Source organism: Lwoffella lincolnii, assembly GCF_037201985.1.
GTDB classification, from domain to species: domain Bacteria; phylum Pseudomonadota; class Gammaproteobacteria; order Pseudomonadales; family Moraxellaceae; genus Psychrobacter; species Psychrobacter lincolnii.
This window is the reverse complement of sequence record NZ_CP147511.1, coordinates 826,390-840,367: the sequence shown is the minus strand read 5'-3', so window position 1 is coordinate 840,367 and position 13,978 is coordinate 826,390. Positions and strand designations below refer to the sequence as shown.

Below are 13,978 nucleotides of genomic sequence, written 5' to 3'. Positions count from 1 at the left end.
CTTTATTTAGATTGTGTAAAATTTAGATTGTGTAAAATAAAAATGGCTTAAAACCAGAGCCAACATCGTTAACAGTGTAGAGCGTTAACAGTGTTGACCTTTATCAGTGTTGACCGTGTTTGCCACCTTGACCATCAGTGTTGACCGACTGGTTCGACTGTAGCTGCTCACGGCGTGCTTGCCTATCGTCCAAGATGATGCGTTGTGATGCGTTATCCAAATCCTCAAATTGATTAGACTTCACCGCATAGCGTATTGCCCAGATACCAATCACAAACAGCATCAAACTTAAAGGGATAAGCAAAAACATACTGGTCATGGAAATTCTCACGCTAAAATCTGTCAACAGTTTATCACATTATGACAATGAATGATGGGATTGATATTCATCAAACATGAAATAAAACATGCAACCGACGTGTGACTGACAATGACAATAAAATGATGCCAACATGATGATAAAATGATGATAAAATGATGATAAAATTCCTTTTTTTCTTTTTTCCTTTTACTGTTTAAAAATCAGAGCAAATGATGACATCTTCAGCACAACCATTACAAACATTGATTGTCGAACACAATCCTAATAACCAAGCCATGGACAGTGCGGTCATTTGGCTACATGGCTTGGGAGCAAGTTATCATGACTTTGAGCCAATCGTGCCACAGCTTGGCCTCAATCAACATTTGGCAGTGCGATTTATTTTTCCACAAGCCCCCAATCGCCCTGTAACCATCAACGGTGGTATGAGCATGCCAGCGTGGTATGACATCATTGAGATGAGTCTGGACAGAAAAGTAGATGTGGCTCAAATCCAAATATCAGCAGAACAAATTACTCAGCTGATACAAGAGCAAATCACTCAAGGCATTGACAGCAATCGCATCATACTGGCTGGCTTCTCACAAGGCGGGGCTGTGGTCTATCACGCAGGATTAAGTTACCCCAAACCACTGGCAGGATTGCTTTGCCTATCAACGTATTTGGCAACCCCCCATCAAATCACTTACCACCCAGCCAATCAAAACACACCCATTAAGATTGACCATGGCACACATGACCCTGTTGTTCCTGCCATTTTGGCACAACAAGCTTATAAACTGCTTCAAAGTCAAGGTTATGATGTGAACTTCAGCACATTTTCCATGGCACATCAGGTTTGTATGCCTCAAATTCATCAGATTGGTGAGTGGTTCAATGACTTGCTTGGATAACTCTATCTTAATGTCATCAAACAATCCACCCCCCGAATGTCTTGCTGTTGCAATGCCACAGGGTATAATGGCACATGAGCAAAACTTTGTTGTATTTCAGCAAGCAGGTACTGTTGACGCTCAGCCCGCCGTTGCCAAAAAGGGTCGGTTTGCTGGGGGTCAATTAATTGATTAACCACGATGCCACTGATGGGCAATTTAACGGCGGTTAATTGTTCTACCGCTCGCTTGGTTTCAGCAATCGGTAGGTTATCAGCCACCATCACCAGCACAATGGCAGTTTGGCTGGCATCATGCAACAGGTTACCTGCATGAGCAAATAGGCGTTTGCGTTTATCCAATACCATCACCGCCTGCTCCCAGCGGTCAGGGATATGATGAGTAAATGGGTTGGAAAAGCCTTTTTTATTGACTGCTGTGGCACTGGTTGTTGTGGTACTGCTGGTTGTGGCATCACTGGTGGCAAGTTTATTGACGGTTAGATGGTTGGCAACTGATTTGAGTTTGGCTTGTCTGCGTTGTTGCATCAACAGTCCATCTGTCCACGCACTCATCATCTCAGGCAACATCAAAAGTCTAAGCGTATGCCCTGTCGGAGCAGTATCAAAAATAATGTGGCGATAGCCTTGTTCGGTTGCATCTACCAAATGCTGGCACATGGCTTCTAACATGGCGGCTTCTTGAGCTCCAGGGGCGGTTTTGGACGCATGCAAATGCTCTTTGATTTTTGGTAACATCTCGGGGCTGGCATAGCCTTTGATGGTGTTTAATACTTGAGCAAAATGCTTATCAACAATCACTTCTGGGTCAAGTTCAATCGCATCAAGATAAGGCGTGATGGCGGTTGTGTCATTAGATAACTTGATTTGTAAGACATCACCCAAGCTATGAGCAGGGTCGGTGGAGATGATGAGCGTTTTGTGTTGCCTATTGGCAAATTGGCTTGCAAGGGCTGCTGCCATGGTGGTCTTACCCACACCACCTTTACCACCGACAAAGATAATCGGACGTTCGCTTAAACCATCTACCAACTGATGAAATGGTCGGTTTAACATCAGCAACACCCCATATGGTTAAAGGGGCATTTTTCCATACCCATACGCTGATGCCATTCATGAAAGTTTTCTAAAAATAACGGTTGCAATTCCATGGCATAAAATACCGCAGGATTGGCAATACCCAAACTTTCACTAAACAGCAAAAGCATAAAAAAATCCTCTTCATCTTTAGCTGCCCGTGCCATCGTTTGCCGATAGGGAGCATGATAAAATTCATTTAACCCCATTAAAAAACGCCCCCACCAACTTTGTGTGGACGCTGTTATTTGGTTTATTTTACCCTCAGTTGTGAAGTCATTATTTGTCATCATGATATGAGCTGATGCCTATTTTAAAATGCTTAATTTAAAATGCTTAGTTTAAAACATTTGGTTTAAGATGCTTTGGTTCGATGAATGTGCCATTCTTTTCTTAAAACAGAGAAGCTTTCAAACGCCACCATGATGGTCGCAATCAAAATCACAATGTCTAAGAAAATCAATAGCCAGTTACCATCGGTATAAAAGGTTTTTAGCTGTAATAACAACGCAAACACGGACATCACCAACAAAAAGCTCAATGGTGCAAGGGTATACCACACGGTTTTGCCATGACGCAATAAAATCACGGTAACAATCATCAAGGTCAATGCCGCCATCAACTGATTGGTTGTGCCAAATAATGGCCAGATAATCATGCCACCAGAGCCGTCAATACCACCTGCCCCAAACGCCAACAGCAGACACGTTCCAACCGCCAGCAAGGTGGCGACTGACCCTTTTTGTAGGGCTGGCAGATGATAAATTTCACCAAATTCTTGAAAAATATAGCGTTGCAAACGCACGCCTGTGTCCATTGTTGTGCCTGCAAACAATGCCGCCATCACTGTCAGCATGGTTTGTGATAACACAATCTCAATGCCAACACCTTGGTTTAAAATGGTCGCACCACCATCAATAAACGCCCCAATAGAGCCATCGCCAAACTTTTGATATACCGCTTGCCAATCAGCAAAAGACGCAAAGCCTGCCGTGGCAGCCAAAATTGCCCCCAACGCCAAAAGTCCTTCACCCAATGCACCAAAATAACCGACAAAACGGGCATCTTCTTCTTGGTCAATTTGCTTAGATGTTGTTCCTGTTGCCACCAAACCATGAAATCCTGAAATCGCCCCACAGGCAATGGTCACAAACAACAGTGGCATGATGGGCGGTGTTCCTGCTGGCAAGTTGGTATTAAAGGCAGGGGCAACCACATCAGGCGACGCAATAAAAATGGACGCATATAATAAAATTAACCCCACGAACAGCTGTAAGCCATTGATATAATCACGGGGTTGTAACAACACCCACACAGGCAATAATGATGCAACAGCAGCATAGGTAAACAAAATCAAAATCCACACCGCATTATCAGGCAAACCCATCACCATCTCTGGCAACACAATGGGAAACATCGGACCAAAATATATCAACGCATAAAGGGCAATCACCCCAATCAATGAGACAATCGGCAAATTCATCTTAAACCGATAAATGCACTGACCGATGATGAACGCCACCACCAATGCTCCCCAAACAGGCAGCACAGATGATGGTGTTTTTATCATCATGTTGGCAATCGCCACACCAAACACCGCATTCACCATCAATAACAACAAGAAAATCACCACCATCATCAAGGTGCGTACACGCCCACCCATGACACTGCCAGCAATCGTACCAATGGACTGCCCCTTATTACGTATGCTTGCCCACACAGCAGACATGTCATGCACGCCTGCCATGAACACTGTGCCAAACACCACCCAAATAAAGGCAGGTACCCAACCCCAAATCACCGCAATCGCAGGACCAATAATCGGTGCCGCTCCTGCCACTGAAGTAAAGTGATGCCCCCATAACACAAACTTATTGGTTGGTACATAATCCACCCCATCTTGTAGGGTATGGCTGGGTGTGGTTCGAGAATTGTCCAGCCCTAAAATGCGACTGGCAACAAACTTAGAATAAAAAAAGTAACCTAAGAGCATGCCCATCACGCCCAAAACCAAAATAATGACACTGTTCATAAAGCATCTTCCTTGCCAAAACCATCAGCAAAATAAAGAATGAATAATAAAAAAGCTAAAAAGTAACATCACAACTGCAACAGTGTAGCAAAAGTTATGCCATGACACATCATTTTTTATCCATCATTTTTTATCCATCATTTTTCACATGTCATTTTTTTATCCATCATTTTTTACCTCATAAGCCATCGCAAAGTCCATTAACCGCCACACTTCATACAAACATATCGCCACACTATTGGACAAATTTAAACTGCGAGAAGTCGGTAACATGGGTAGCCTTAGCCAATTGTTTTGCCCAATGTCTTCTCGAATGTCATCAGGCAAGCCATTTGTTTCAGAACCAAACACCAACGCCAAATCAATCAAGTTGCCTGTTTGACTCATCACTTGTTTCTTATCAGCGACATAATCCGCCACGACATCATAAAATGGTCGGCTTTGTTTGGTTGTTAATGCCAATAATGTATGACAATTATCATTGCTTAGGCTATTTTTTAGATGTTGCCAATCATCATGCACCTGCATATGGGCATATTCATGATAATCTAGCCCTGCTCGTCGCAACTTCTTATCATCTAAATCAAACCCCAAAGGCTTCACCAAATGTAAAACTGCCCCTGTATTGGCACATAATCGAATGATGTTGCCTGTGTTGCTGGGTATTTTTGGAGCGACTAAGACGATATGAATTTTAAAGGAATTTGTTTTTGTCATGCTTAACCTACTTACCAATATTTATTTGCCAAAATTTATTTGCCAAATATTATTTGGTTACCAATAGAATGGGGCTGATTATCAGTGATGATATTGGCATGATTGTGTCAGCCCTAATTGTGTCAATCCTATTTTTTATAAAAATTCTGCAATCACTTGGTTCAAATAGCGCCTGCCCAACTCAGTGGCACAAACGGTATGACCATCGTCAATCGCTCCATTTTGAATCTGTAACAACCCCTGCTGTTGCAATCGCTGTATGGTCAAATCAACGCTTGCCCATGCCAGCCCTGTACGTTCACCAAACAACCGTGAGGTAAAGCCTTGCGACAGACGTAAAGCATCCATCATAAATTCCCCAACCAGCTGATTATTGTTAATGACATCTAAAGAAACCATCTTAGGGGCAGTTTGATAAGTCAAATAATCCTTTGGCAACCGAGATTTGCTAAAACGACACACAACAAATGCCCCATCATCATGATGATTGATGACATCACTTGTACCACCCATCATTGCCAATGTGTCTTTTAATGTGTCAGTATCCGTGGTGATTTTGCCATGTGCCCCTGCCCCTATTGCCAGATAATCACCAAATTGCCAGTAATTCACGTTATGGCGACAAGACATGTCTTGCTTACTGACCCATGCTGAGATTTCATAATTGTTAAAGTTGGCTTGCAACAGTGCTGTCCGCCCCATATGTTCAATATCTGCCAACCCATCTTCATCGGGCAAGATGGGAGGACGACGATAAAATATCGTGTTTGGTTCAATGGTCAGCTGATACCAAGATAAATGTGTCGCTCCTGCGTCTAACGCTTGGGTCAAGTCGCTCAAAGCAGAGCTGGGCGTTTGCTTAGGTAAACCGTGCATTAAGTCCACGTTAAGCCGATGAAACCCTGCCTGCCTTGCTTGTTCTATGGCCGTTTTTGCCTGTGTGCCATCATGAATACGCCCCAATCGTGCCAAATGATTGGCATCAAAACTTTGTACCCCAATGGATAAACGGTTAATGCCAAGTTTAAGATATTGAGCAAAAGGGGCATGTTCCACCGTACCAGGATTGACTTCCAAAGTAATCTCAATATCATCAGTAAAGCGATATTGCCGTTGCAAGCCCACAAACAACCGCTCAAACTCAGCCACTGGTAATAATGAAGGCGTGCCACCACCGATAAAAATAGAGCCAATAGGGCGTTGTTGTGCCAATGCCACTTGAGCGTTGGCATCTGCCAACAGAGCATCAACATACGCCGTAAATTGGTCAGCATCGGTCAATGGGTGTGAATTAAAATCACAATAGGGGCATTTTTTAATGCACCATGGCACATGAATGTACAATGCCAATGGCACACACTTTGGGTCTAATAAAGATTTCGACATGTGGATTGCTTTTTTGGGTGAACAATGAATCAACAAACGCTGGTTTTGCCAACGATTGTCTGTTAAGGTAGCGAGTTTATGCTGGCATCTATCTAAATGTTACTGAGCTTTTGCTAAAAAAAAGAGGGAGTATTTTCCCTTTTTTGACCATCGATTTTTGTATTTAAACACACATTTTGTATTTAAACGCAAATTGTAGCAACCCATCTTTTTAATTACCAGTTGAATTGTTCAATTCACGATTTTGTTTTTTTTACTTTTGTTTTTGTTTTTTTACCTTTTTTGTTTTTTTTACCTTAGGGTTTTATGACATACAGGTACTTATGGCTTTATTCACTCGGCTTACCATCACTCAATTTACTCAACATAGTCGCCGTCTGTGGTTGTTGGTGATTCCCATTTTGATTACTCAGCTGTGCCAAGCTGCCCTTGGGGTAACTGATGCGATTATGGCAGGGCGAGTTTCAGCATTGGATTTGGCAGCGGTATCGATTGGTTCAGGCATTTGGCTGCCAATATTTTTATTGGCAACAGGCATTTTGATTGCCACCACCCCATTGATTGGTGAGATGGTCGGGCGTGATGAGCATCACCATGTGCCATTTATTACCCAACAATCTTTATGGGCAGCCATGCTGATTGGCGTGATGGGCATGGGGCTGGTCAATGTTGCTCCCTTATTATTGCCATTGATGGGTGTGCCTGACAACATTCAACCATTGGCAACCACCTATTTGCATGGGGTATCATTTGGCTTCCCTGCTTTGGCAGCTTATGCCGTATTGCGTAGCTATTGCGAAGCCTTGGGTCGCCCTGAGCCTGTAACCATCATCAGCATCATCGGCTTGATGGCAAATGTTCCACTCAATTATTGGTTTATTCATGGGGGGCTTGGCATACCTGCCTTAGGTGGTGCAGGTTGTGGGGTAGCAAGTGCCTTGGTGCTGTGGATTGATGTCATGGCATTGGCAACTTATTTGTTTTTTTCATCGCATCATGTGTTTAAACAAACTCGGTTTTTTTATGGCTTTACTCGCCCCAATCGCAACCAAATCCGTAAGTTATTAAAACTTGGCATTCCCATTGGCATTTCTATTTTTTTTGAAGCCAGCCTATTTAGCTTGGCATCATTGGTCATCAGCCCATTGGGTGAGCTTGCGGTAGCCGCCCATCAAGTGGCTTTATCTGTGTCATCACAGTTATTCATGATACCCATGTCCATTGCCATGGCATTGACCATTATGGTGTCTAATCGCTATGGGGAAGGCAATGTCATGACCATGCGTGAAGTCATCATGACAGGTTTGTGCTGGGCGACTGCCATCGCATTTGTGTGTATGCTTGGGGTATTGATGTTTCGGCTGTCATTGGCAAAGATATTTACCGATGATATGGCTGTGCAACAAACCGCCATAACGCTGTTATTATTTGCCGCTGCGTATCAAATCATTGATGCTTGGCAAGTCAATATTGCTGGTATTTTGCGTGGCATGCAAGACACGGCGATTCCCATGTGGCTGACCATGTTTTGTTATTGGTTGGTGGCGTTGCCACTTGGGATATATTTGGTGCGTTTTACTGACATGGGGGCAAAAGGATTTTGGTTGGCACTGGTGATGGGGTTAAGTTTGGCGGCTGTGCTGTTGTCCATGCGATTAAATCAACAATTACAACGTGGTCTAAGCCAGTCAGTTTCTTAAAATAAGAACCACAATAAAAAATAACGGCAACACCTTTGCCGTTATTTCAGTGTATTGAGTCCAACTGACATCAACCTTACACATCAAAACACACATCAATCAATATGCAACCATGATGATGTGTCAGATGTATAAAAAGATGCCTAAAAAAACAAGTCAACCATTAGTCAACTTTAGTTACTTCTTCGGCTTGAAGACCTTTTTGACCTTCAACCACCTTGAACTCAACTTTTTGACCGTCTTTTAAAGAGCGGTAGCCGTCACCTTGAATGGCACGAAAATGGACAAAAATATCTTCACCGCTTTCACGTTGAATGAAACCAAAGCCTTTAGAGTCGTTAAACCACTTAACGACACCTTGTTCACGTTCTGACATAATAAAATTTCCTAAACAAGTGCGACAATCTACCGCAATGAATGCTCAACAAACACGATGTTCACTCAGTTAAATTCACTTAGTTAAATTAACTCAGTTAAAATCAAACAAACTTTGGGTATCTTGCTTACATCACCGAACTAAAAGTTAAAAACAAACAGATAATAGCCATTACCAACATGACTTAAGTCATATTATTGAGTAACATCTTAAATAATATCATTAAGTAACATCTCAGCAATAAATATCATCTAAAATAAATCATAGCATGTAATGTCAAGCTGGCAAAGGTTTTTAACATAAATTTCATCATTTAATGCTGATGATGCTGACAGCCACCAACAACCATGTAACAATAAAGCCATGTCAAAACCATATTAAAGCCATGCCATTCATTGAAAACACCATCATGACACCCATCATACACCTGACATCATCGCCTAAATCATACCTAAGGCATCATTAAGGCTTTTTATATTGAGACTTTTTATGCAATCTACTGTTAATCTGTCAACCCTAAATCACAAAATCCTATTGGTCAATGGGGCAAATCTACAACTACTTGGGCAACGTGAACCACACATCTATGGTAACACCACTTTGGCAGACATCGAAAATCGCCTACGCCAAAAAGCATCTGAGCATGGCGTTGATATCATCAGCATTCAATCTAATCACGAAGGCGAGCTGTTAGACACCATTACCAAACACACAATCAAACATACCCAACAAGCCAACGCCATTCCAGACAACGCCACTGATTTGGTCGATGCCATCATCATCAACCCTGCTGGTTTTACACACACGTCAGTGGTTCTAAGAGATTGCCTACTGGCAACTGCCTTACCCTTTATTGAAGTGCATTTATCCAACATTCATGCCCGTGAGCCGTTTCGCTCACATTCTTACTTTAGTGATGTGGCGGTGGGGGTGATTTGTGGGCTTGGGCATCAAGGCTATGACATGGCACTTAATTACTTTTTAAACACTCTTTATGCTTCTTAAGACCTTTAAGACACGATTAGTTAAGACACGGTTTTTATCATCTGATGATGTCAATAAAATAAGCGACAATACCAAGCGACAACTGACAGTCAACCAAAATACACAGTCAATAAATTTATGCCAACAAAACGACAATAAACACCTGATGAGAGATACTTTATGAGCCAAAGCTCCAAAAAACGCTTTTTAAAACTGGCAGGCATGACCGCAGGCATTGCAGGACGGGCTGCCAAAAATTCTTTTAAACATTTTTCATCTGATGAAGAAGCACGCCTAAAGGCCCGTTCTGAACTCTTGCAAGATGTGGGCATTCAAATCGCCGATACCTTAGGTGAGATGAAAGGAGCGGTGATGAAAGTGGGACAAATCGCATCACAATATAAAGACATTTTCCCCCCTGAAGTGGCAAAAGCACTCGAAAAATTACAAAATAACGCACCGCCCATGCCCTTTAACATCATCAAACAGCAAGTACAAAAGGAGCTTGGCAAGCCCATTGATGAGCTGTATCAACAATTTGATGAATCACCATTTGCCGCCGCTTCCATTGGACAAGTGCATAAAGCCATACTGCCTGATGGCACACCTGTGGTGGTCAAGGTGCAATATCCTGATGTGGAAGACAACTGCGAAAGCGACTTAAAACAAATCCGCATGGCTCTACGACTGACAGGTGTGCTCAATATGAGTAAGTACTTGCAAGAGCAAATTTTTGCTGAAATCCGCCAGAGCCTAAAAGAAGAGTTGGATTATGTCAAAGAAGCCCAAAACTTAAAAGTCTTTGCTAACTTTCACGCTCAGCATGATGGTTTGGTTATCCCAAAAGTCATCGGCAGTCACTGTGCCAAACGAGTACTGACTTTAAGTCAAGAATTGGGTGAGCCATTATCGGTGGCAACAACGTGGGATAATCAGATTAAGCAACGCATCGCCAGCAACTTGTTTCATTTTAGTGCCAGTCAGCTGTTTGAACTATATCGCCTACACTGCGACCCCCACCCTGGCAACTTTGCCTTTCGCCCTGATGGCAGTGTGGTGGCGTATGATTTTGGTGGCATTCGCACCTACAGTCAAGCACAAGTGGATTTGTTTAAGCGGGTGGTGCGTCATGCCATCAAAGCTGATGTAACCGCTCTTGAACAAGATTTGGTGGCGTTGGGGATTCGCCGTCAAGATGATGACATCGTGCCAGCACAATTTTATCACGACTGGCTAGCCATCATGCTAAAACCATTATCCATTACCCCTTATCAACAGGGTTCATTTGATTTTGCTGGCAGTCAAGTGCATCATGACGCCATTGCCAAGGCAAAAGAATCTCTGAAGTATTTTAACCAATTTCAACCATCTGCCACCACCATGATGGTGGATAGAACGGTGTCTGGACAATATTGGAACTTAGTCAATCTTGGTGTTAATATTGACTTATCGCCTTTGGTTAAGCAGTACATTAATCAATATTAAACAATAATTGAACAATCATTAAAAAATCATTAAACAATCATTGACCCATTGAATTTAGCACAAACACGCCAAAACCCAAAACTTAGCCTAGTCAAACATTAAACATGCAAATCATGCCCACAACGGTCACAAAAGTTTGCCCCTGACGCATGACCAAACTTGCCACAGTTAGGGCAAATGATTGGGTGTAGTTGGGGACGCATATTTTTGGCAAGCTCTGATGTAAAAATGCCTGTTGGCACGGCAATGATGGAATAACCCGTAATCATCACCATGCTTGCAATGGCTTGTCCGACGTGAGTTTTTGGGGAAATGTCGCCATAACCAACTGTGGTTAAGGTTACCACCGCCCAATAGATGGATAAAGGAATGCTGGTAAAGCCGTTTTCTGGACCTTCAACCACATACAACACCGAACCAAAAATGGTTACCAGCAACAACACCGCCAAAAAAAACACAAAAATCTTATGACGGCTGGTTTTTAGTGCCGCCACCAAAAAACCTGCCTGTTGCATATAAGTGGCAAGATTAAGTACTCGAAATATTCTAAGCAGCCGAAGTATCCGCACCACCAAAATATAATGCACACCTGCAAAGAACAAACTTAAATAGCTGGGCAACAGCGACAACAAATCAACAATACCAAAAAAACTAAAGGCATAACGCAAACGATTGGGAGCGGAGAACAAACGTAACCCATACTCAATGGTAAATAAAATGGTAAAAAACCATTCAGCATAAAAAAACACCACCCCATATTTTAATCGCATATAAAACACGCTGTCTAACATCACCACAGCAACACTGGCAACAATGACAATCAACAATAAAATGTCAAACAGCCTGCCCATGCGTGTGTCTGTGCCTTCGATGATGATGTGAATGTGATTGCGTAAGTTGCTGATGCGATTACTGGAACTGGAGGTTTGTTTCATGTGGTGGCTTGTTTATGTTGATGAGGGTCTTATATGTGAAGTCTTAACAATGTGGGGTCTTAACAGTGGCGATGTGGCATGGAATTGACTATAATAATGCAACATTGACAATGTCATACTTACACTAAAAACAACACGCATGTGATGCACACACCATCTATTATACCAACATTGCATTTAATTGTATTTCATTGATTTAAATTGAATTTAGGAGACATCATGGCTGGACATTCCAAATGGGCAAACATCAAACATCGCAAAGCCAAAGAAGATGCCAAACGTGGCAAAATTTTTACCAAAATTATCCGTGAAATCATATCTGCCACCAAACAAGGCGACCCAGACCCCAACAGTAACCCACGCCTGCGTGCAGCAGTTGAAAAAGCCCTATCCGCCAACATGACCAAAGACACCATTAACCGTGCCATTGAGCGGGGGGCTGGCAATGGTGAAGGTGGTGAGATGAGTGAAATTACCTATGAAGGCTATGGCGTTGGTGGGGTGGCAGTCTTGGTTGAAACCATGACTGATAACGTCAATCGTACCGTGGGTGAAGTGCGTCATGCGTTTAGCAAATATGATGGCAACCTTGGCACATCTGGCTCAGTGGCGTATTTATTTAGCAAACGTGGTGAAATTGTCTTTGATGATGTGTCATTAGAAGATGAAGTAATGATGGTGGCGTTGGACGCTGGGGCCATCGACATTGAAAACGATGGCGAACAGTTATTGGTCATCACCGAGCCTGATGGTTTTGGTCAAGTTAAAGATGCGTTAGACACAGCAGGCTTGGTCTCAGACAATGCTGAAGTGACCATGTCGCCATCTACCACCGCTGAGATTGATAATCTTGAAGACGCTCAAAAAATCATCAAAATGATTGACATGTTAGAAGACTTAGATGACGTACAAGAAGTCTACACCAATGTCTTCATTCATGAAGAGATATTGGCACAACTTTAGTGGCTAGTGGCTCAATGGCTTCAGTAGCTTAGTGGCAAATCTGGTAACACATCTTCTGGTGGCTAAATGACACCCTCATTTATCGGTTTCAAACAATGCTGACACAAACTCTTTTGGTTTAAATGCCTGTAAATCATCGATAGACTCACCCACACCAATAAAGCGAATGGGAATGTCTGCGGTATTTGCAATGTTAAACACCACGCCACCTTTGGCAGTACCGTCAAGTTTGGTGATGGTAATGCCTGTTAGTGGCACAGCATCATTAAAGATTTGTACTTGGTTGATGGCATTTTGTCCTGTGCCTGCATCTAGAACAATCATGGTTTCATGGGGTGCGGTGTCATCTGCTTTTTTCATCACCCTGACCACTTTTTCTAATTCTGCCATCAGATTGGTTTTATTTTGTAGACGACCTGCAGTATCTGCAATCAGCACATCAATATTTTTGGCTTTGGCTGATTGCATGGCATCAAATATCACCGATGCACTGTCTGAGCCATGACCTTGGGCGACCACAGGAATGCCATTACGCTCGCCCCAAATTTGCAACTGCTCAGTGGCAGCCGCTCGAAACGTATCACCCGCCGCCAACATCACTGATTTGCCTTGGTGTTGTAAGCGTTTTGCCAGTTTACCGATGGTGGTGGTTTTGCCCACGCCATTCACCCCAACCACCAAAATCACAAACGGACGTTTAGCATAATCAATCTGTAAAGGGGCAACTTTTGGGCTTAAAATACCCACCAGTTCCTGTTGCAAGGCTTTATATAAGGCATTGGAATAAATCAAATCTCCCCTTGCCGTCTGTTCAGTCAGATTGGTGATGATGCGATTGGTCGCTTCTACCCCAATATCTGCCACCAACAGCTGGTCTTCAACTTCTTCAAGCAGTTCATCATCAATCTCTTTACCACCAATTAAAATATTAACCATGCCTTCAGCCAAATTTTTGCGTGATTTGCTCAAACCTGATTTCATACGGCTAAACCAACCACCTGCCGATTTGTTTTCTGCTTTGTCTTGGCTTACGTTTGGGTCTGATACATTTGGCAAATTCATATTTGGTAAAGTCACGTCGTCATCATCTAAACTGCCCAACGTGTTGT

At 42.7% G+C, this 13,978-nt stretch carries 14 protein-coding genes; 5 read left to right on the top strand and 9 right to left on the bottom strand.

Translation table 11 applies throughout. The features are described 5' to 3' along the window. Positions 1-103: 103 nt before the first annotated feature. Positions 104-319 (bottom strand): cbb3-type cytochrome oxidase assembly protein CcoS, encoded by a 216-nt coding sequence (gene ccoS / locus WDM69_RS03810; RefSeq protein ID WP_078306491.1) that lies wholly within the window; start codon positions 317-319, stop codon positions 104-106. A 212-nt stretch (positions 320-531) separates the two neighbouring features. Here ccoS and WDM69_RS03805 point away from each other — a divergent pair, with 212 nt between their 5' ends. Beyond that, the gene (locus WDM69_RS03805; protein WP_411350454.1) at positions 532-1,215 is read left to right on the top strand and encodes an alpha/beta hydrolase; all 684 of its coding nucleotides are present in this window, start codon (positions 532-534) and stop codon (positions 1,213-1,215) included. A 2-nt stretch (positions 1,216-1,217) separates the two neighbouring features. Here the strand turns inward: WDM69_RS03805 and WDM69_RS03800 are convergent, their stop codons facing one another. From WDM69_RS03800 to hemW, 5 genes are all read right to left on the bottom strand, one after another. Beyond that, positions 1,218-2,270 (bottom strand): ArsA family ATPase, encoded by a 1,053-nt coding sequence (locus WDM69_RS03800; protein ID WP_338755722.1) that lies wholly within the window; start codon positions 2,268-2,270, stop codon positions 1,218-1,220. After that, positions 2,270-2,584 carry a cory-CC-star protein gene (locus WDM69_RS03795; RefSeq protein WP_411350455.1) on the bottom strand — a complete coding sequence of 105 codons (315 nt, stop codon included), beginning with the start codon at positions 2,582-2,584 and terminating at the stop codon, positions 2,270-2,272. The genes WDM69_RS03800 and WDM69_RS03795 overlap by 1 nt, the downstream gene beginning before the upstream one ends. Before the next feature lie 62 nt (positions 2,585-2,646). Then, positions 2,647-4,323, bottom strand: coding sequence for a carbon starvation CstA family protein (locus WDM69_RS03790; RefSeq protein WP_078306490.1), 1,677 nt, complete (start codon positions 4,321-4,323; stop codon positions 2,647-2,649). 159 nt (positions 4,324-4,482) lie between these two features. Next, the gene (locus WDM69_RS03785) at positions 4,483-5,040 is read right to left on the bottom strand and encodes a tRNA (cytidine(34)-2'-O)-methyltransferase (protein WP_338755721.1); all 558 of its coding nucleotides are present in this window, start codon (positions 5,038-5,040) and stop codon (positions 4,483-4,485) included. Positions 5,041-5,175: 135 nt separating this feature from the next. Next, positions 5,176-6,426, bottom strand: a complete 1,251-nt coding sequence (gene hemW, locus WDM69_RS03780) for a radical SAM family heme chaperone HemW (RefSeq protein WP_338755720.1) — start codon at positions 6,424-6,426, stop codon at positions 5,176-5,178. Positions 6,427-6,749: 323 nt separating this feature from the next. On the opposite strand from hemW, the gene WDM69_RS03775 reads away from it, so the two are divergent. Next, positions 6,750-8,126 (top strand): MATE family efflux transporter, encoded by a 1,377-nt coding sequence (locus tag WDM69_RS03775; RefSeq protein WP_078306487.1) that lies wholly within the window; start codon positions 6,750-6,752, stop codon positions 8,124-8,126. A gap of 163 nt (positions 8,127-8,289) precedes the next feature. On the opposite strand, the gene WDM69_RS03770 is transcribed toward WDM69_RS03775, so the two are convergent. Beyond that, positions 8,290-8,502, bottom strand: coding sequence for a cold-shock protein (locus WDM69_RS03770; RefSeq protein ID WP_078306486.1), 213 nt, complete (start codon positions 8,500-8,502; stop codon positions 8,290-8,292). A gap of 489 nt (positions 8,503-8,991) precedes the next feature. On the opposite strand from WDM69_RS03770, the gene aroQ reads away from it, so the two are divergent. Continuing rightward, on the top strand, positions 8,992-9,507 hold the full coding sequence (aroQ, locus tag WDM69_RS03765; RefSeq protein WP_143823242.1) for a type II 3-dehydroquinate dehydratase: 516 nt from the start codon (positions 8,992-8,994) through the stop codon (positions 9,505-9,507). Between the two features lie 159 nt (positions 9,508-9,666). Then, positions 9,667-10,971, top strand: coding sequence for an ABC1 kinase family protein (locus WDM69_RS03760; RefSeq protein ID WP_078306485.1), 1,305 nt, complete (start codon positions 9,667-9,669; stop codon positions 10,969-10,971). Between the two features lie 98 nt (positions 10,972-11,069). Here WDM69_RS03760 and WDM69_RS03755 read toward each other — a convergent pair whose 3' ends face one another. Beyond that, complete coding sequence (locus WDM69_RS03755; RefSeq protein WP_078306484.1) at positions 11,070-11,906, bottom strand: ion transporter; 837 nt, start codon at positions 11,904-11,906, stop codon at positions 11,070-11,072. A 219-nt stretch (positions 11,907-12,125) separates the two neighbouring features. On the opposite strand from WDM69_RS03755, the gene WDM69_RS03750 reads away from it, so the two are divergent. Further along, the gene (locus tag WDM69_RS03750) at positions 12,126-12,869 is read left to right on the top strand and encodes a YebC/PmpR family DNA-binding transcriptional regulator (protein ID WP_078306483.1); all 744 of its coding nucleotides are present in this window, start codon (positions 12,126-12,128) and stop codon (positions 12,867-12,869) included. 75 nt (positions 12,870-12,944) lie between these two features. Here WDM69_RS03750 and ftsY read toward each other — a convergent pair whose 3' ends face one another. Next, entirely contained in the window at positions 12,945-13,931 is a 987-nt protein-coding gene (gene ftsY / locus WDM69_RS03745) for a signal recognition particle-docking protein FtsY (RefSeq protein WP_240494854.1), read from the bottom strand. Between the last annotated feature and the right edge of the window lie 47 nt (positions 13,932-13,978).